Raw genomic sequence first — 18075 nt, 5'->3', positions numbered from 1 at the left:
GGACGGGTTGCGGAGCGCTGCTTTCGCAGTTGCTCCTCCACAGGCGGCGTCCTCCGGTGCTTCTCCCCCGGTCGGGCCGCGAGTCGCCCGCGCCTCTGCGCTGTCGGCGAGGGTGTCCGCATGGTTGCTCCTCTCCTCCTCCGCCCGGGCGTGTTCCTGGTGCTCGCCCTGCTCGCTCCGATGCTCTGGACCTCGCCGGTGGACGGCTTCTCCGTCGTCGAACCGTGGCGGGCGCCCGCGCATCGCTACGCCGCGGGGCATCGCGGGATCGACCTCGCTGCCACGGCGGGTTCTCCGGTGCGGGCCGTCGCGGACGGGCGGGTGTCCTTCGCGGGGCGCGTGGTCGACCGGAGCGTGGTCAGCATCGCGCACGCCGACGGGCTGGTGTCGAGCGTGGAGCCGGTGGAGCCGTCCGTCGCGGAGGGTCAGGAGGTGCGCGCGGGGGACGTCATCGGCACCGTGGGCGCCGGCGGGCACTGCGACGGCTCGTGCGTGCACCTCGGGGTGCGCGAGGACGGGGAGTACGTGAACCCGATGCGGTTCTTCGGCGGGATCCCGCGGGCGGTGCTGCTGCCGATGGACGGAGTGGCCGCAGGAGCGGTCGCCGATCCGGAGCAGGCGGTGGTGACGGCAGCGCGCTCAGGCGCGCGGGTGGGCGAGGCGGTAGGCCTCGCGGATCCGCTCGGTCGAGACGTGGGTGTAGATCTGCGTGGTGCCGAGGCTCGCGTGGCCGAGCAGCTCCTGGACGGCGCGGAGGTCCGCTCCCCCGTCGAGCAGATGCGTCGCCGCGGTGTGCCGGAGGGTGTGCGGGCCGGACGGGCCGGAGCCCTGGCCGCCGTCGAGGAGCCGGGCGACGACGCCGTAGACGGTGCGGGGGGTGAGGCGGGCGCCGCGTCGGCCGAGCAGGAGGGCCGGGGTGCTCGTTCCGGTCGCGCTGGTCTTCGCGTCCGGGAGCAGCTGCGGGCGGGCCTTCTCCAGGTAGGTGATGAGCGCCTCCTTCGCGGGCACGCCGAACGGCACGACGCGCTGCTTGCTCCCCTTGCCGGTGACGAGCACGGTGAGCCGGCTCAGGTCGAGGTCGCCGACGTCGATCGCGACGAGCTCGGAGACGCGGATGCCGGACGCGTAGAGCAGCTCGATGATCGCCAGGTCGCGCAGGGCCACCGGGTCCTCGGTCGCCCCGCGCGCCGCGACCACGTCGATCAGGTGCTCGGTCTGCGGCTCGGTGAGCACGCGCGGCAGCGGGCGCCCGCCCTTCGGCGTGCGCAGGCGCGCGGCGACGTCGATCGGCAGGCGCTCGGAGCGCTGCGCCCAGGACGAGAAGGAGCGGACGGCCGCGGTCCGCCGGGCGAGCGTCGCGCGGGCGACGCCGGTCTGCGACTCGTGCCAGAGCCAGTCGCGCAGCAGCTCGAGGTCGAGCTGCGCAAGCATCGGCTGCTTCCTGCTGGCGGCGAAATCGATGAGGGTGGAGAGATCGGCGCGGTAGCCGCGGGCCGTGGCGGGTGAGAGGGAGCGCTCGTCGAGGACGTAGCGGAGGAAGTCCTCGACGGCCGCCGCGAGCGGCTCGACACGCGGGGGCAGGCCTGCGGGAGGAGTGTCAGCCATCGGTGCCCGGCATCCGCGACCACAGGCCGATGCGGCCTTGCTCGTCGAGGCTCTCGAGCTTCTCGATCAGGTCCGTGCCGAAGCGGGTGGCGATCGGCGCGGTGGCGCTCGGGACGAGCGAGGTGACGACCGTCTCCGGGTGAACGTGGACGAGCGAGAAGCTCTGCGCGCCGTCGATGCCGGCGAGCTCGCGCTCCGGGGCGCCGAGGTCCATCGTGTAGCTGGTCGCCCCGGCGACGAAGACGGGGACGCCGGCGAAGGTCGCGGCCGTCGGGTAGTGCAGGTGCCCGCCGAGGATCGCGCGAACGTCGGTCCCGCGCACCACCTCCTCCAGCCGGTCCATCCCGCGGAGCTCGAGCACGGTCATCGCTCCGAGCGGCGTCGGCAGCGGCGGGTGGTGCAGCGCGAGGATCGTGCCCAGCGGGGCGGGCGTCGCGAGCTCGGCTCGGAGTGCCTCGATCTGCTCGTCGGTCAGGGCGCCGTGGTGATAGCCGGGCACCGCGCTGTCGAGTGCGATGAGCCGCAGCCCGCCGAGGTCGACGACCTGGTCGATCGGGGTGTCGGTCGGCACATCGCCCGGCTCCTGGTCGAGGAGGATCCGGCGGAACGCACCGCGCTCGTCGTGATTGCCCATCACCCAGACGATCGGGCAGTCGAAGCGCTCTCCCACGGGATCGAGGACGTCCTTCACCCGTCGGTAGGCGTCCTCCTCGCCGCGGTCGGCGACGTCCCCGGTGACGAGGATCGCGTCGAGGTGGCCACCGCGCTCGACGAGCCGCGCGACGGCCTGCTCGAGCCGGGAGACGGTGTCGACGCGCCCGTAGAGCGGAGCGCCCTCAGCGAGGAAGTGCGTGTCGCTGAGATGGGCGACCACCCGGTCGGCGGCCCGGAAGTGCCCGAGCTGCGGATGCTCCGGCTGCGTCCTCGTCGTCGTCTCGTCACCCATGCGGCTCCCCTCGCTGCTTGTTCGACAGCGTAGGGCGCACCGCCGACAGCACCCCGGCGGCTCGGCGCAGGCCGTGCGCGCGGGATGCTCCGGACGGGCTGCTTCGCCGTGGATCGAGGCGGAGTCTCTCCCCGTGCCTCGCGAGGCCGGAAGAACCTCCTCCCGCGAGTCGCTCGCCTCCAGGCGCCGTCGAGGAGCGGATGCCTCGCCGGCCGGCGAGGGACGGAGCGGAACGTCACCCGGTCCTCCTGCGTTGAACCGCCACCTCCCTTCACCCGCTTCTCATGCGGCGGCTCTCCACCTCCCCTCCGCGTCGCGCTGGACGAGCCCGGTCGCGAGGCAGGTGCCGAGCAGGTCGAGTGTCTCGGGGACGGACAGGCCTGAGCGCTGCGCGAGAGAGTCGGTCTCGTGCGCACCGTCCGCGCGGAGGACGTCCAGGACGCGCGACGCCGTCCGTGAGACCTCCGGCGCAGCAGCGAGCACCGCGGACATGCCGAGCAGCTCGACGACCTCCGGAGCCGACGTCACGCAGGTCGCGGCGTACTCCCGGAGGAGCCGGTGGCAGCCCGCCGAGGAGGCGCTCGTGACCGGGCCGGGCACTGCACCGAGCGGGCGCCCGAGCGCGGCCGCGTGTCCAGCGGTGTTCAGCGATCCGGAGCGGGCACCTGCCTCCACCACGACCGTCGCCGCGGTCGTTGCGGCGATCAGCCGGTTGCGCTGCAGGAAGCGCCAGCGCGTAGGCGTGGTGCCCGGCGGCACCTCCGTCACCACCGAACAGCCGGGCGTCGCGATCACGCGGTGCAGGAGGTCGGTGTGCGCCGTCGGGTAGAGCCGGTCGGAGCCGCCGGCGAGGAAGGCGACCGTGCTGCCACCCGCTCCGAGGGCGGCCTTGTGTGCGACCGCGTCGATCCCGAAGGCGGCTCCGGAGACGATGAGGGCGCCGCGCTCGGCGGTGCCGGCGGCGAGGTCCGCGGCGACGTGCTCGCCGTAACCGGTTGCGGCGCGGGCCCCGACGACGGCCAGCCGATGCGGAGCGGCGAGGGCGAGCGGATCGCCGCGGCTCCAGAGCACGAACGGCGCGTGCTCCCCCAGGTCGGCGAGCGGCTGCGGCCAGCCGTCGCAGCCCGGCAGCAGGAGGCGTGCGTCGAGACGGTGCGCGATATGCAGGCGGCGGAGGAGCAGGGCCCTGTCGACCCGGGGGCGCCAGCGCGCCAATCCGGCGGCGAGGACTCTCGTTCCGCTGCGGGAATCGTCTCCGTCGCTCTCTCCGTCGATCGTCGAGTCGAACGAGTTCTCGGAGCGGCCGATCACCGCGGCAGCGTCATCCGCGCATCCGGTCCCCCTCCGGCGCACGCCCGCCGCCGCCGCTTCCGCGAGGATCTCTCCGGCGGACGCCGACCCCACGACGTGCGCAAGCGCGCCGCCGGCGCCGAATCGCTCGATCAGCGTCCCCGCGACCGCATCGCCGGGCTCGGCGAGCGAGGACCAGGCCGCGCGCGCGAGCGCCTCCACCGGATCGGACTCGCCGTCCTCGGGAAGCAGGCGCCGCGCGAGCCGTGTCTCGGTCCGGTCGAAGAGCTCGGCAACGGCCGTCACGAGCCCGCTCCCCGCAGAATCAGTGCGCGGGCGAGGTGACTCGCAGCGGGGCGGTCGACCTCGTCGAGGTCGGCGAGCGTCCAGGCGAGGCGCAGCACGCGGTCGTAGCCGCGCATCGTCACGAGCCCGCGCTCCAGGGCCAGGTCGAGGGTGCTCGACTCCCGGGCGGTCGGGCGCTGCGGACTCGCGCGCAGCCACGCGCCGTCGACCTCGGCGTTCACCGACCACGGTGTGCCTGCCAAGCGCGCTCGAGCACGGGCGCGCGCGGCGACCACTCGCGCGCGAGCCTGCGCCGTCGAGAGCCCCGGCTCGTCGCGACGGACGGCGAGCTGTGCCGCGCCGATGCGCCGGACCGTCAGCCGGATGTCGACGCGGTCGAGCAGCGGACCGCTCAGCCGCGCCAGGTAGCGGCGCCGCACCGGCGGCGAGCACGAGCAGATCTCACCCCGGATGCCGTGGCGCCCGCAGGGGCACGGGTTCGCCGCGAGCACGAGCTGCACGCGGGCCGGGAACTCCGCCATGACGTTCGCACGGTGGATGCGGATCACGCCCGACTCGAGCGGCTGCCGCAGCGCGTCGAGGGCGACGGCCGAGAACTCCGGAGCCTCGTCCAGGAAGAGGACCCCGCGAGTCGCGCGTGCAACGGCACCCGGTCGGATCCTTCCGCTGCCACCGCCGACGATCGCTGCGGCGGAGGCGGAGTGATGCGGACTCTCGAAAGGCGGACGCCTCACCAGCGCCCCGCCGGTGTGCTCCCCGACCAGGGAGCGCATGCAGGTCGCCTCGAGTGCCGCCTCGTCGTCGAGGTCAGGCAGGATCCCGGGCAGGCGCGAGGCGAGCATCGTCTTCCCCGCGCCGGGCGGACCGAGCAGGAACACGTGGTGCCCGCCGGCGGCTGCGGCGATCATCGCGGACGCCGCTTCCTCGTTGCCAATCACGTCCGCGAAGTCGAGCCGGGACTCCGGCTCACGAACAGCTGGAGGCGGAGCGGAGCGCTCCGGCAGGACCGGCACGTCCCACTCCGCCCCGTGCCAGACGGCGGCCGCGGCCAGGGACGAGACCGGGATGACGTCCACCCCGTCCACCAGCTCCGCTTCGAGCCGGTCGTCTTCCGGCACCATGACCCTGTATCGGCCGGCCCGCGCCGCGGCGAGTACCGCGGGCAGCACCCCCGGCACCGACTGCAGCCGCCCGTCCAGCCCGAGCTCGCCGATGTGCACGACCGCCGCGACCGACTCCCGGTTCACCTCCCCCAGCGCCGCCAGCGCCGCGAGCCCGATCGCGAGATCGAACGCGGACCCGTGCTTGGGCATCGCCGCCGGCGACAGATTCACCGTCATCTTGTACTCCGCGATCCCGCTGCCCGAGTTGATCGCCGCGGACCGCACCCGCTCCTTCGCCTGCGACAGCGCCGCATCCGGTAGACCGATGATCACCATCCCCGGAGTGCCGTCCGCTGAATGCGCCTCCACGCCCACCACGGCGCCCGTAAAGCCGACCAGGCCGACCGCGGACGTCCGCCCCAGCCCCATCAGGCCACCGCCCGCACATGCCGGACCTGCGAGGGCACACCCTCCGGAGCGACGATGCCGACCGCGTCGATCCGCAGATGCCGCGAGCGCTCGTCGTGCTCCCGCGCCCACGCATACGCCAACCGACGCAACCGCTGCGCCTTCACCCGCGTGATCGCCTCGATCGGCAACCCGAACCGCGTCGACGACCGCGTCTTCACCTCCACCACCACCAGCGCCGCACCCTCCCGCGCCACAATGTCCAACTCCCCATCACGCACCCGCCAATTGCGGTCGAGGATCTCGAAACCGCGCTCCCTCAGGTGCGCCGCAGCGATCTCCTCGCCACGCCGACCCAACTCGTCCTTGTCCATCCAGAACCTCCTTGCGGAAGGGTCGCGGAGGGAGAGGGGACACGGGGCGGGCGGCGGCGGAACTGGGGAGGGGGTGGGGAATCCGGAGCTGTGGAGGACGGGTCCGGCGGCGTCGATCGGCGCGGGATCGTCGGCGGATGGGGTCTCGATACGCCGCCTCTGGCGGCTACTCGACCAGCATGAGTCGGGCCAGGCGCAGTGGTATCAGCCACTGAGAGAGCGGACTTCGACGCCGCAGGTCTGCTCGATCGTGGGTCTCGATACGCCGCCTTCGGCGGCTACTCGACCAGCATGGGTGGTGCCGGCGGAGTCGCGAGGGAAGAGCTGTCAGCGACGTCCGTCTGCGAGGTGCCGATGACCGCCACCGCTACTCGATCAGCGGAGGGAAGAGTGCGCTGCAAGCGCTCCTCAGCCGGAGAATGGTGCGCTGCAAGCGCTCCTCGGCACGGTGGGGTGTGCACTGGAAGCGCTCGTCACCCCGGAGAGAACGAGCCGGAGGCCCTACTCGTCGAGGGCGAGCTCCTTCGGGAGCTCGAACTCCTTGCGGGAGAGCTCCTCGACGTTGACATCCTTGAAGGTGAGGACGCGGACGGACTTCACGAAGCGGTCGGAGCGGTAGACGTCCCAGACCCACACGTCGCGCATGGTCAGCTCGAAGTAGAAGTCGTGCTCGGTGTCGCGGCGGACCAGCTCGACCTCGTTGGCGAGGTAGAAGCGCCGCTCGGTCTCCACGACGTACGAGAACTGCGAGACGACGTCGCGGTACTCCCGGTACAGTGCCAGCTCGACCTCGCGGTCGTAGTCCTCGAACTCGTCCTCATCCATCGTCCGTCGATTCTACGCGACACCGCCCGGCACCGGGACCGCCCTAGGCGGAGACGGCGTCCGCTCCGGCCTCGCGCGAGCGCGACAGCCAGGTCACCCGGTGCAGCGGCGACGGCCCCACGCGGTCGAGGCCGGCCCAGTGCGCGGCGCTGCCGTAGCCCTTGTTGCTGTCCCAGGCGTAGTCGGCGAAGTCGTCATGGTGGCGCACCATCTGGCCGTCGCGGCCGACCTTCGCCAGCACGGAGGCGGCCGAGACGGAGGCGCAGTCGCGGTCGGCCTTGACGCGGGTGACGATCGTCAGCTCCGCCGCCAACGGGCCGAGCGCGGGCGTGAGCCAGTCGTGCTTGCCGTCGAGCAGGACGACCGCGCGCGACAGCTCCACGCCCTGGTCGACGAGGCGCTCGATGCCGCGCGAGGCGGCGCGGCCGAGGCCTGCGATGATCCCGGTGTCGTCGATCTCGTCGGCGGAGGACTCGCCGATCGCCCAGCCGGACACCCACTTCACCACGCCGGGCAGCAGCGCCTCGCGACGGGCGGGGGCGAGCATCTTCGAGTCGCGCAGGCCCTCCGGGAAGCGGCCGCAGCGCGAGCCGATCGCGACGACGCCGACCGAGACCGGGCCGGCGATCGCGCCGCGGCCCACCTCGTCGCAGCCGATGACGCTCTCGTAGCCCTGACGGAAGAGCCGGCGCTCCTCGCGGAGATCCGGGTCGGCGACGACCACCTAGCGCCCGCCCGCGGCGGTCCGGTCGTCCTCCGACTGCTCGTCGGACGCCTCGGTGTCGACGCCGCGGAACACCGACGGATAGTCGTCCAGCCAAGCCCACTGCTGCACGGGCCAGGTGACCAGGATCGCGCGGCCGACGACGTTGTCGATCGGCACGAAGCCGTTGCCGGGCTTGTCGGTGTTGTAGCGGGAGTCAGCGGAGTTGTAGCGGTTGTCGCCCATCACCCAGAGCGAGCCCTCGGGCACGACCACGTCGAACGGGGTCGCCGAGACCGCCTGGACGCCGTCGGGGAGCTTCACGTACGGCTCCGAGATGGGGTTGCCGTTGATCTCGACCTGGCCGAGCGGCGTGCAGCAGGTGACGTGATCGCCGGGCAGGCCGATGACCCGCTTGATCAGGTGGTCGTTGCTGTCGGGCGCGGTGAGGCCGACGAGCGCGAGAGCGGAGTCGATCGCGGCCTGGAACGCGGGGACCTCGGGCTCCGTGGTCGGCGAGAGCCAGCCGCCCGGATCGCGGAAGACGACCACGTCGCCGCGCGAGATCGGGACGACGCCGGGGACCAGCTCGTTCACGAGGATGCGGTCGTTCTCGACCAGCGTCTGCTCCATCGAGGAGGACGGGATGTAGAACGAGCGGATCAGGAACGTCTTGACGAGGAACGAGACCAGGACTGCGACGACGACGATGATCAGAACGTCGCGGAGGAAGAGGAGCACTCCCCGTCGGCGACGGCGCGGGCGGTGCTCGCCGTCCGGATCGGCGGAGTGGCGGCCGCCGTCGTGCGGGAGGGTCACGGGGGCCGTGCTGTCTGTCATCGCGTGCCGTGGCCCCTACTGTGGTCGACCCGCGCGGTGCCGCGCCGGTCTGTGGATCACCGGGTCGTACCGCCCCGGAAAAGGGTCGGACCCCGGTCCATCATAGATGGGCCGGGGTCCGGGAATCGCTGTACGGACGCCGCTCAGGAGTCGCGCTTCTCCTTGATCTTCGCCTTCTTGCCGCGGAGGTTGCGGAGGTAGTAGAGCTTCGCGCGACGCACGTCACCGCGGGTGACGACCTCGATGTGGTCGATCACCGGGGAGTGGACCGGGAAGGTGCGCTCGACGCCGACCTGGAAGCTGACCTTGCGGACCGTGAAGGTCTCGCGGACGCCCTCGTTCGAGCGGCCGATGACGACGCCCTGGAAGATCTGGATGCGCGAGCGGGTGCCCTCGACGATGTTGACGTGCACCTTGACGGTGTCGCCGGCGCGGAACTCGGGGATGTCGGTGCGGAGTGACGCCGCATCGAGTGAGTCGAGGATGTGCATGCTGTATCGCTCTCCGTGCCCGCCACAGGTCGAACACCGTTTCGTTGATGGAGGTCGGTCGTGCCCACGTTGTCGCGGCTCCCCTGTGGCAGAGCCTGCGCGAGGCACAAGCGCTCATTCTGCCATGGCGCCGGAGCCGACGTCAAAGCGGCGGGCCGGCCGGATTCTCGCCAGTACGCAGAAGTTGCGGTAGTCGACCGCGACTACCGCAACTTTCGAGGACTCGGCGACGGAGTCGGAGGCGCTGCTAGCGGGGCGCGCGGCCTCAGAGGACGATCGTCTGGCCGTCCTGGGGTCGGTCCGGGTCGAAGCGCTCGTCCGTCACCGGCTGCGGCTGCGGGCCGCCCTGGGCCTGCACCTCGGCGGCCGCGGCGAAGGCGAGGAGCGTCGCGCGTGCATCGGTGAAGAAGCGCCAGACGGAGTGAGTGAAGGCGACGACGCCCAGGAGGATCGAGAGCAGGCCGAGCGCCCACGCTCCGGGAGGGAAGAAGCCGAAGGCGATCAGCGACACGTGCCAGGCGCCGAGCGCCGCCACGTCACCCCAGGCGGGGGTCCGCGAGGGCCGCACGGTCACCCGAAACGCCACGACGCTCGCGACGACGGCCAGAGCGACCGCCAGAATGGGGAGGGCGATGACCAGGCCGAGCACGGTCCAGCCGCTCGATCCTCCGAAGAGTCCGTACCCCAGGAGGATCCAGAGCGGCAGGACGACCGCCGCAGGGTACAGCCAGGAACCGAAAGCCCGTCTCGTGCGCATGCACCGACGGTACCCACGACCGCTGAAGAACGCCTCAGCGACCCCCGAGAGGATCAGCATGATCGAGCTGCGCACACCCGCCGAGATCGAGGAGATGCGCCCGGCCGGCCGCTTCGTCGCCGAGGTGCTGAAGGCGACGTCCGCCGCGGCCGCCGTGGGCGTCAACCTGCTCGAGCTCGACCGCCTCGCCCACGACATGATCCGCTCGGCCGGTGCGGAGTCCTGCTACATCGACTACCACCCGTCGTTCGGCGCCAGCCCGTTCGGCAAGGTGATCTGCACGTCGGTCAACGACGCCGTGCTGCACGGACTCCCCTTCGACTACCGCCTGCGCGACGGCGACCTGCTGACCCTCGACTTCGCCGCCTCCGTCGACGGCTGGGTCGCCGACTCCGCGATCACCGTCGCCGTCGGCACGCCCCGCCCCGAGGACCTGAAGCTGGTCGACACCACGACGCGCGCGCTCGAGGCCGGCATCGCCGCCGCGCAGCCCGGCAAGAAGATCGGCGACATCTCGGCCGCCATCGCCGCGGTCGCCCGCGCCGAGGGACTCAGCATCAACACCGACTTCGGCGGCCACGGCGTCGGCCGCACCATGCACGGCGACCCGCACATCGCCAACGACGGCCGCGCCGGCCGCGGCTACCCGCTGCGCCCGGGCCTGGTCGTCGCGATCGAGCCGTGGTTCCTGCAGAGCACCGACGAGATCTACACCGACAAGGACGGCTGGACCCTCCGCAGCCGGGACGGCTCGCGCGGCGCGCACATGGAGCACACCATCGCGATCACGGAGACGGGCAACATCGTCCTCTCCGCACGGGACTGATCCCGGCCCCGAAGGTTCTCCCGCCGAGTACTGGACAGCGGCAGTATCCGATAGCAATACTATCCGCATGCGAGTCTCAGAACTCAGCCGCCTGAGCGGCGTCAGCCTGCCCACGATCAAGTACTACATCCGCGAGGGACTGCTCCCCCCGGGCACGGCCTCGGGGCCGCAGCGGTCCGACTACGGCGACGAGCACCTCGCCCGGCTCGGCCTGCTCCGCGCCCTGATCGAGAGCGGCGGAGTCGGCATCGCCGGCGCGAAACGGATCACGGCCGTGCTGGACGAGGGCGCTCCCCCGGCGGTCGCGTTCGAGGTGGCGCAGGACGTCGTCTCCGCGAACGTCGACTCCGAGGCCGTCGCCACGGACGACGCGCTCGAGCGGGTGCGGTCGGTGGTCGGCGACGACTACTGCGAGCACCCCGCGGTGCGGACGGCGGCGCGGGCTCTCGACGCCCTGGAGCTCTCCGGGGGCGGGATGACGCCGTCCTGGCTCGACGCCTACGCCCGGGCGGCGGCGATCGTCGCGAGCGCGGACCTGGACGAGCTCGAGGCGCGCAGCAGCGTGAGCGAGCAGACGTCGATCGCCGCGGTGGGTACGGCCCTCGGCGACGTCGTGCTGCAGTCGATGCGCCGGGTCGCCCAGGCCCGGGAGACGCAGCGGCGGTTCGGGGAGCGGCAGGACTCGGCGTCCGCCTCCGAGCACGTCGCGACGCGAGAGAACGCCGAGGTGGCGCGATGACCGCCACGATCCAGCGTCCGGAGCGTGCAGCAGCGGTCCCCGCCCGTCCGCACCGCCCGCTCCTCGTCCTCGCCGCGGCGATGGCGGTCGGCGTCCTGGCCTGCCTCGTCCTGCTGCTCGTCGACCCGCGCGAGCTCGGCGGCCAGCCGCTCTGGGCGAAGCCGCTGAAGTTCTGCCTCTCCATCGCCGTCTACGCACTGACGCTCGCCTGGCTGATCGGCCTCGTCCCCGAGCGCCGCCGGAGACTCGCGCGGATCCTCGGCAGCATCGCGGTCGCCGGTCTTGCGATCGAGATGGTCGTCATCGGCGGCGCCGCCGCGGTAGGCGTCACCAGCCACTTCAACGTCACCACCCCGCTGCACTCGGCGCTGTGGGCGGCGATGGCGGTGTCGATCGTCGTCGTCTGGCTGGTCACATTGGTGCTGGCCGCGCTCCTGGCGCGGGTGCCGCTCGGCGACCCCTCCCTCACCCTCGCGGTCCGGGCCGGACTCGTGATCGGACTCGTCGGGATGGCGCTCGCCTTCCTGATGACCGGGCCGACCGCCTCGCAGCTCTCCGATTACCAGGGCGTCGTCGGCGCGCACGCGGTCGGCGTGGACGACGGCGGCGCGGGTCTGCCGCTGCTCGGCTGGAGCACCACGGGGGGCGATCTGCGGATCCCGCACTTCCTCGGGATGCACGCGCTGCAGGGGCTGCCGCTGCTGGCCTTCGCGCTCGCTCGGCTGGCGACGCGGATGCGGCTGCTCGGCGACGCGACCCTCCGCCTCCGGCTGGTCGCGCTCGCGGCGCTCGCCTGGTCCGCCCTCGTCGCTCTGACCTGCTGGCAGGCGCTGCGCGAGCAGTCGATCGTGGCTCCGGATGCGCTCACCCTCGCCGTCGGCGGCGCTGTCGTGCTCGCCCTCGTGGTCGCGGGAGTCGTCGCTGTCCGCCGCGCCTCCGCCGAGGTGGCGCGATGAGCCGGCTGCGCCGCGGCTGGACGCCGCCCGCCGTGATCTACCTGGTGCTCGCCGTCGCCGGCCTCGTCGGCACCTGGACGTACAACGTCCGCGCCGTGCTGGAGAGCGTCGACTTCCTCGGCGACCTCGCGGGCGGTGGACCGGCGGTCTCGTCGATCACGACGGACCTGCTGGTGGTGGCGATCGCTGCCGTCGCCTTCATGATCGCCGAGGGCCGCCGCATCGGCATGAAGCGGGTCTGGATCCTCGTCCTGCTCGCGCCCCTGGTCGCCCTGGCCTTCGCCTTCCCCCTCTTCCTCGCCCTCCGCGAACGCCACCTCACCCTGACGCGCGCGCCCTGACCCCCGCCGCGAGATGCCACTTATGAGCGCGACACGCCGAGAAAGGCGGTCACAAGTGGCATCTCGCGGGAACTGGGCCAGGCGTGGAGTCGCGAGATGCCACTTAGGTACGCGACACGCCGAGGAAGGCGTACGCAAGTGGCATCTCGCGGAGGCGGGTCAGGGCAGGAGCTCCGGGCGGACGCGGCGGGTGCGCTCGACGCTCTGCTCGTGGCGCCAGGCGGCGATCGCTCCGTGGTTGCCGCTGAGCAGCACCGGGGGGACGTCGAGGCCGCGCCAGGAGGCGGGCTTGGTGTAGCTGGGGTACTCGAGCAGGCCGTCGGAGTGGCTCTCCTCGACCAGGCTCGCCGGGTTGCCGACGACGCCGGGGACGAGGCGGCCGACGGCCTCGATCATCGCCATCACGGCGACCTCTCCCCCGTTGAGGACGTAGTCGCCGAGGCTGATCATCCGCACGCGGGCGCGCTCGGCGGTGTGGTCGACGACGCGCTGGTCGATGCCCTCGTAGCGGCCGCAGCCGAACACGAGGGACGACTCCTGCGCGAGCTCGCGCGCGGTGGCCTGGGTGAAGACCTCGCCGGCGGGCGAGGGGAAGATCACCAGCGGGTCCGCCGCAGGATCGAGGATCGTGTCGAACGCCTCGCCCCACGGCTCGGGCCGCATCACCATGCCGGCGCCGCCGCCGTAGGGCGTGTCGTCCACGGTGCGGTGCCGGTCGTGGGTGAAGGAGCGGAGGTCGTGCACGCCCAGCTCGATCAGCCCGCTCTGGCGCGCGCGCCCGAGCAGGCTGATGTCGAGGACACCGAAGAACTCCGGGAAGATCGTGACGATGTCGATCCTCACGACCGCGGCTCCTCCTGGGAGTCCGGGGTCGCGGCATGCGCGGAGTCGTCACCGGCGGAGTCGGCCGGAGCGGAGTCGGCAGTCACGTCGGCGGAACCAGAACCGGACTCGGCGTCGTCTTCCTCGTCCACCGGAGCGGCCGCGGCCAGCTCGGGGTCGGAGAGGTCGATACCGCTGAGGTCCACCTCGGCGGGCTCCTCCTCGGGAGCCTCCTCGAAGAGGCCGATCGGCGGCGTGACGGTGACGACGCCGGCGACCGGGTCGACGGACGGGACGATCGCGTTCACGAACGGGACCATCACCTCGCCGGACGGCGTGCCGACGATCAGGAGGTCCTGCGCGGGGAAGTGGTCGACGCGGCGGACCGTGCCCACCTCGCGGCCGTCGCGGACGACGGACATGCCGACAAGCTGGTAGTCGTACCAGGAGTCGTCGTCGCCGGGCTCGGTCTGCACCTCCTCGTCGATCCAGAGGATCGCCTTGAGGAGGGTCTCGGCGGCGTCGCGGTCGGCGATGCCCTTGAAGAACGCGACGGGATGGCTGTTGTACCAGCGCAGCTCGACGAGCTCGAGCTTCTTGCCGTGCCACTCGGAGGTGCGGGGCACCTGAAGCGTGAAGGAGGCGCCGGGGGTGAAGCGCTTGTCGGGCTCGTCGGTGTAGAGCTCGAGCTTGATCGCGCCCTTGAGCCCGTGGGCCTTGGTGAGTCGGGCGACGCGGAGCTGCGTCGTGCCCGCTGCGGGGGCCGCCACCCTACTTGTCGGTGTCGACGACGTCGACGCGCACGCGTCGCCCGTCGGCGAGGGCAGCGACGAGAGTGCGGACGGCCTTGGCGGTGCGACCGGAACGTCCGATCACGCGGCCGAGGTCCTCGGGGTGCACGCGCACCTCGAGGACCTCTCCGCGCGGGGAGCTCGTAGCCACGACCTTGACCTCATCGGGGTTCTCGACGATCCCCTTGACGAGGTGTTCGACGGCGGGAGCGAGCATGGACTACGCCTCGGTGGAGGCTTCGTCGGCGGCGGGCGCCTCGGGCGCGGTGGCCTTGGCGGGAGCCTCGGACTTCGGCTTGAGGACCGGCTTCTTCTTCGCGTCGACGACGAACGGAGCCTTGGGCTCCTTCACCTGGACGGTGCTGACGGCGTCGGCGTCGCCCTTGAAGCGGCCCCAGTCGCCGGTCAGCTTGAGGATCGCGGCGACCTGCTCGGTCGGCTGCGCGCCGACTCCGAGCCAGTACTGCGCGCGCTCCGAGTCGACCTTGATGAACGAGGGCTGCTCGGTCGGGTGGTACTGACCGATCTCCTCGATCACGCGACCGTCGCGCTTGGTGCGCGAGTCGGCGACGACGATGCGGTAGTAGGGCGCTCGGATCTTGCCGAGGCGCTTCAGACGAATCTTGACAGCCACAATTCTCCTGTGTGGTCGTTGACCGTGAGGTCGATGATGGATGAACTGAGCCGTGAGCGTGGGGTGCACACCCGGCCGGAAGCTCGAGGGGGTTTCTTCGGCGGTGAGTAGAGGGTCGACCGCCTCGGACCCGACGGATCATTCTGCCAGAAAAACCCCCGGCCTGCGGCCCCGACACGGACACCCGTCACTCGGCGTCCGCTCCGGTCTCTGGTGCGAGGATGTGGGGGCGCGTCCCGCCCCGGTGGACGCCGGACTGACGAGGACGCCGTCATGGAGATCACCTTCGCCGAATCCGACCGCTCCACCCTCGGGATCGAGTGGGAGGTCGCCATCGTCGACCGGCAGACGGGCGATCTCGCCAACGTCGCCGACGTCGTGCTCGAGGCGCTCCGCGGCGAGGACGGATCGCCGCACCCGCGCATCACCGGCGAGCTGCTGAAGAACACCGTCGAGCTGGTCTCCGGCGTGCACCGCACCGTCCGCGACGCCGTCGCCGACCTGCAGGACCAGCTGCGCCAGGTGCGAGAGATCACCGACCCGATGGGCCTGGACCTCGTCTGCTCCGGCTCGCACCCGTTCGCGCAGTGGTACGACCAGACCATCACCGACAAGGAGCGGTACCACCGGCTCATCGACCGCACCCAGTGGTGGGGCCGCAACATGATGATCTGGGGCATCCACGTGCACGTCGGGATCGAGGACCGGGACAAGGTCCTCACCATCCTCAACGCGCTGCTCGACTACTACCCGCACCTGCAGGCGCTCTCGGCGTCCAGCCCGTTCTGGGGCGGCGTCGACACCGGCTACGCCTCGAACCGCGCGCTGATGTTCCAGCAGCTGCCGACCGCCGGGCTGCCGCCGCAGTTCGGCGCCTGGGCGAACTACGAGGAGTACGTCGACGACATGATGCGCACCGGCGTCATCGACGACCACACCGAGGTCCGCTGGGACATCCGCCCCTCGCCCCAGTGGGGCACGGTCGAGATGCGCGCCTGCGACGGGCTGTCCTCGCCGGAGGAGATCGGCGCGGTCGCGGCGCTGATCCAGTGCCTGGTCGAGCACCTCTCGACGCAGCTCGACGAGGGCGGGACGCTCGCGACGATGCAGCCCTGGTACGTCCGGGAGAACAAGTGGCGCGCCGCGCGCTACGGACTCGACGCCGAGATCATCCTCGACGCGGCCGGGAACGAGCGGCTCGTGACCGACGACATCCGCGATCTGCTCACGACGCTCGCGCCGGTGGCGGAGCGCCTCGACTGCGCGACGGAGCTGGCCGACGTCGAGCTGATCCTCGTCGCGGGTGCGAGCTACCAGCGCCAGCTGCGCACCGCGGCCGCGAACGACGGCGATCTGAAGGCGGTCGTCCGCGCGCTCGCCGGCGAGCTTCGTGACGGTTTGAAGGACCCGCGGGCATGACCCGACGGCTCCTCACGGGCGCGCTGCTGCTCGGCGCGAGCGCGCTGGCTCTCGCCGGGTGCTCGAGTGCCAGCGGCGCTCCCGCCGGAGCGGGTGCGACACCGACGGCGTCCGCCGCGACGGCCACCGCCCTGCCGTCGCCGACCCCGGATCCGCTGTCCGACTCCGCGCCGCTCGCGCTCGGCGGGGCACTGCCGGCCGGCGCGCGGGTCACGATCGTGGGCGACAGCATCGTCCGCGGCCTGGGACTCGATCCCGGACAGGCCTGGCCCGCGCTCGTCGGCGACGACCTGGGCTGGAGCGTGGTCAACCTGGGCTGCGACGGCGGCGGCTTCATCGAGCCCGGCGACTGCGGCGTGGCCGTCGGCGACCGGGCCGAGGAGATCGCCGACACCCGGCCCGACGCGATCGTGCTGATCGCCAGCAGCAACGACCTCGGCTGGACCCCCGAGGAGGTCGCCGACGCGATGGGCCCGGCGGTGCAGGCGATCGCGGAGGCCTCCCCCTCCGCGAAGCTGATCGCGCTCGACTCGGTGTGGGGACCGGATCCGCGCCCGGAGGATCTCGACGCGTACGACGCGGCGCTCGTGGAGGCCGTGGACGCGGCGGGCGGGATCGCCCTCGAGTACCCGGACCCGCTGCGCGCCGACGGGCTGCTCGCCGAGGACGGCGTGCACCCGACGGCCGAGGGCCAGGTCGCGCTCGCGGACGCCTTCGTGCTCGCCGCGGAGAAGGCCGGGCTCGCGCAGGCGATCCCCGGGGACCAGCGGGCGACGGACGCGCCCGGCTGACACCCGGGGAGCCGCTCAGCGGGTGGTGCTGTTCTTGCCGTCGCGCCAGGAGAGCAGGTCGCGCACCGGCTGGAGGTCGATGTCCGGGCCGGTGATGCCGAGGGTGAAGAGGCGGGCGCCGAGGTCGAACTGCTGGTCGAGCACGCCGAAGGAGGCGTCGCCCACTCCCCCGCGGACACTCGCACCGGTCGAGATCTCGATGGCGTCCATGTCGCGGTCGACGCGTCCGCACCAGTCGGCGAGGACGCCGAGCTTGCGCTCGAGGGTGGGGACGTCGGAGAAGCTGTGCCAGATGTCGGCGTGCTCCGCGACGATGCGGAGGGTCTTCTTCTCGCCGCCGCCGCCGATCATCACGGGGATGTCGCGGGTGGGAGCGGGGTTCAGCTTGTCCCAGCGGGCGCGGATGCGGGGCATGGCCTCGGAGAGCTCGTCGAGGCGCGAGCCGGCGGTGCCGAACTCGTAGCCGTACTCCTGGTAGTCGCGCTCGAACCAGCCGGAGCCGATGCCGAAGATCAGGCGGCCCTCGGCGCCCTTGGCGCTGATGTGGTCGACCGTGCGGGCCATATCGGCCAGCAGATTGGGGTTGCGGTAGCTGTTGCAGGTGACGAGCGGGCCGAACTCGATGCGGCTGGTCTGCTCGGCCCAGGCGGCGAGCATGCTCCAGCCCTCGAAGTGCAGGCCGTCGGGCTCGCCGGAGAGCGGGTAGAAGTGGTCCCAGTTGAAGGCGATGTCGACGCCGATGTCCTCGAGCTCGGCGAGCGTGTCGCGGATGACCTCGTAGGAGACGTGCTGCGGGGCGATCTGGACGCCGATGCGGACGGGGCGCGGAGAAGCGGTTGTCATGCCTTCACGCTAGACCTCGCGGCGGGCGGACTGCACGGCTCTCGTGCTGACGGAGGTGGGTCTCGATACGCCCCTTCGGGGCTACTCGACCAGCATGGAGCGGACCCATGCTGGTCGAGTAGGCCGCGCAGCGGGCGTATCGAGATCCACCGTGATCGGGACGAGGGGATTGCGCAGCCATCGTGCTGACGGTGGTGGGTCTCGATACGCCCCTGCGGGGCTACTCGACCAGCATGCAGAGCAAGCGGACCAATGGAGGCCGACC

At 72.0% G+C, this 18075-nt stretch carries 21 protein-coding genes and 1 pseudogene; 7 read left to right on the top strand and 15 right to left on the bottom strand.

What is annotated here, in order from left to right; all coding sequences use genetic code 11:
• Positions 1 to 120 precede the first annotated feature (120 nt).
• Positions 121 to 522 (top strand): annotated as a pseudogene (locus EDF17_RS06545) (M23 family metallopeptidase); the annotation flags it as partial.
• A gap of 117 nt (positions 523 to 639) precedes the next feature.
• On the opposite strand, the gene EDF17_RS06540 reads toward EDF17_RS06545, so the two are convergent.
• From EDF17_RS06540 to EDF17_RS06495, 10 genes are all read right to left on the bottom strand, one after another.
• Positions 640 to 1605: a tyrosine recombinase XerC gene (locus EDF17_RS06540; protein WP_123445728.1), complete on the bottom strand. Its 966-nt coding sequence runs from the start codon at positions 1603 to 1605 to the stop codon at positions 640 to 642.
• Positions 1598 to 2551 carry a phosphodiesterase gene (locus EDF17_RS06535; RefSeq protein ID WP_123445727.1) on the bottom strand — a complete coding sequence of 318 codons (954 nt, stop codon included), beginning with the start codon at positions 2549 to 2551 and terminating at the stop codon, positions 1598 to 1600. The genes EDF17_RS06540 and EDF17_RS06535 overlap by 8 nt, the downstream gene beginning before the upstream one ends.
• Before the next feature lie 282 nt (positions 2552 to 2833).
• Positions 2834 to 4147 (bottom strand): DNA-processing protein DprA, encoded by a 1314-nt coding sequence (dprA, locus tag EDF17_RS06530; RefSeq protein ID WP_243732808.1) that lies wholly within the window; start codon positions 4145 to 4147, stop codon positions 2834 to 2836.
• Complete coding sequence (locus EDF17_RS06525) at positions 4144 to 5679, bottom strand: YifB family Mg chelatase-like AAA ATPase (protein WP_123445726.1); 1536 nt, start codon at positions 5677 to 5679, stop codon at positions 4144 to 4146. Before EDF17_RS06525 ends, dprA begins: the two co-directional genes overlap by 4 nt.
• Positions 5679 to 6032: a YraN family protein gene (locus EDF17_RS06520; protein WP_123445725.1), complete on the bottom strand. Its 354-nt coding sequence runs from the start codon at positions 6030 to 6032 to the stop codon at positions 5679 to 5681. The genes EDF17_RS06525 and EDF17_RS06520 overlap by 1 nt, the downstream gene beginning before the upstream one ends.
• A 501-nt stretch (positions 6033 to 6533) precedes the next feature.
• Positions 6534 to 6857 (bottom strand): DUF2469 family protein, encoded by a 324-nt coding sequence (locus tag EDF17_RS06515; RefSeq protein WP_056044100.1) that lies wholly within the window; start codon positions 6855 to 6857, stop codon positions 6534 to 6536.
• A gap of 43 nt (positions 6858 to 6900) precedes the next feature.
• The gene (locus EDF17_RS06510) at positions 6901 to 7581 is read right to left on the bottom strand and encodes a ribonuclease HII (RefSeq protein ID WP_123445724.1); all 681 of its coding nucleotides are present in this window, start codon (positions 7579 to 7581) and stop codon (positions 6901 to 6903) included.
• On the bottom strand, positions 7582 to 8400 hold the full coding sequence (gene lepB / locus EDF17_RS06505; protein ID WP_123445723.1) for a signal peptidase I: 819 nt from the start codon (positions 8398 to 8400) through the stop codon (positions 7582 to 7584). It abuts the gene before it with no gap.
• A 143-nt stretch (positions 8401 to 8543) separates the two neighbouring features.
• Positions 8544 to 8891: a 50S ribosomal protein L19 gene (gene rplS / locus EDF17_RS06500; RefSeq protein ID WP_123445722.1), complete on the bottom strand. Its 348-nt coding sequence runs from the start codon at positions 8889 to 8891 to the stop codon at positions 8544 to 8546.
• Positions 8892 to 9156: 265 nt separating this feature from the next.
• The gene (locus EDF17_RS06495; RefSeq protein ID WP_123445721.1) at positions 9157 to 9648 is read right to left on the bottom strand and encodes a hypothetical protein; all 492 of its coding nucleotides are present in this window, start codon (positions 9646 to 9648) and stop codon (positions 9157 to 9159) included.
• Between the two features lie 58 nt (positions 9649 to 9706).
• Between EDF17_RS06495 and map the strand changes: the two genes are divergently transcribed.
• The 4 genes from map (at position 9707) to EDF17_RS06475 (ending at position 12510) form a co-directional block, all read left to right on the top strand.
• A complete protein-coding gene (gene map / locus EDF17_RS06490; RefSeq protein ID WP_123445720.1) occupies positions 9707 to 10474 on the top strand; it encodes a type I methionyl aminopeptidase in 768 nt (255 codons plus the stop codon).
• Positions 10475 to 10541: 67 nt separating this feature from the next.
• Positions 10542 to 11213: a MerR family transcriptional regulator gene (locus EDF17_RS06485; protein ID WP_123445719.1), complete on the top strand. Its 672-nt coding sequence runs from the start codon at positions 10542 to 10544 to the stop codon at positions 11211 to 11213.
• Positions 11210 to 12169 carry a hypothetical protein gene (locus EDF17_RS06480; protein ID WP_123445718.1) on the top strand — a complete coding sequence of 320 codons (960 nt, stop codon included), beginning with the start codon at positions 11210 to 11212 and terminating at the stop codon, positions 12167 to 12169. Before EDF17_RS06485 ends, EDF17_RS06480 begins: the two co-directional genes overlap by 4 nt.
• Positions 12166 to 12510 carry a DUF2834 domain-containing protein gene (locus tag EDF17_RS06475; protein ID WP_123445717.1) on the top strand — a complete coding sequence of 115 codons (345 nt, stop codon included), beginning with the start codon at positions 12166 to 12168 and terminating at the stop codon, positions 12508 to 12510. The genes EDF17_RS06480 and EDF17_RS06475 overlap by 4 nt, the downstream gene beginning before the upstream one ends.
• Positions 12511 to 12669: 159 nt before the next feature.
• Here the strand turns inward: EDF17_RS06475 and trmD are convergent, their stop codons facing one another.
• The 4 genes from trmD to rpsP are packed head-to-tail and all read right to left on the bottom strand — an operon-like array spanning position 12670 to position 14757.
• The gene (gene trmD, locus EDF17_RS06470) at positions 12670 to 13353 is read right to left on the bottom strand and encodes a tRNA (guanosine(37)-N1)-methyltransferase TrmD (RefSeq protein ID WP_123445716.1); all 684 of its coding nucleotides are present in this window, start codon (positions 13351 to 13353) and stop codon (positions 12670 to 12672) included.
• Complete coding sequence (gene rimM, locus EDF17_RS06465; RefSeq protein ID WP_123445715.1) at positions 13350 to 14102, bottom strand: ribosome maturation factor RimM; 753 nt, start codon at positions 14100 to 14102, stop codon at positions 13350 to 13352. The genes trmD and rimM overlap by 4 nt, the downstream gene beginning before the upstream one ends.
• A gap of 1 nt (position 14103) precedes the next feature.
• Positions 14104 to 14340 (bottom strand): RNA-binding protein, encoded by a 237-nt coding sequence (locus tag EDF17_RS06460; protein WP_123445714.1) that lies wholly within the window; start codon positions 14338 to 14340, stop codon positions 14104 to 14106.
• 3 nt (positions 14341 to 14343) lie between these two features.
• On the bottom strand, positions 14344 to 14757 hold the full coding sequence (gene rpsP / locus EDF17_RS06455; RefSeq protein ID WP_123445713.1) for a 30S ribosomal protein S16: 414 nt from the start codon (positions 14755 to 14757) through the stop codon (positions 14344 to 14346).
• Positions 14758 to 15030: 273 nt separating this feature from the next.
• Between rpsP and EDF17_RS06450 the strand changes: the two genes are divergently transcribed.
• On the top strand, positions 15031 to 16176 hold the full coding sequence (locus EDF17_RS06450) for a glutamate--cysteine ligase (protein ID WP_123445712.1): 1146 nt from the start codon (positions 15031 to 15033) through the stop codon (positions 16174 to 16176).
• Positions 16173 to 16967 (top strand): SGNH/GDSL hydrolase family protein, encoded by a 795-nt coding sequence (locus EDF17_RS06445; protein ID WP_123445711.1) that lies wholly within the window; start codon positions 16173 to 16175, stop codon positions 16965 to 16967. Before EDF17_RS06450 ends, EDF17_RS06445 begins: the two co-directional genes overlap by 4 nt.
• A 15-nt stretch (positions 16968 to 16982) precedes the next feature.
• Here EDF17_RS06445 and EDF17_RS06440 read toward each other — a convergent pair whose 3' ends face one another.
• The gene (locus tag EDF17_RS06440) at positions 16983 to 17810 is read right to left on the bottom strand and encodes an LLM class F420-dependent oxidoreductase (RefSeq protein ID WP_123445710.1); all 828 of its coding nucleotides are present in this window, start codon (positions 17808 to 17810) and stop codon (positions 16983 to 16985) included.
• Between the last annotated feature and the right edge of the window lie 265 nt (positions 17811 to 18075).

The organism is Rathayibacter sp. PhB1, from assembly GCF_004362935.1.
GTDB classification, from domain to species: domain Bacteria; phylum Actinomycetota; class Actinomycetes; order Actinomycetales; family Microbacteriaceae; genus Rathayibacter; species Rathayibacter festucae.
The sequence above is the reverse complement of the archived record's forward strand: the minus strand, read 5'-3'. Positions and strand labels throughout refer to the sequence as shown.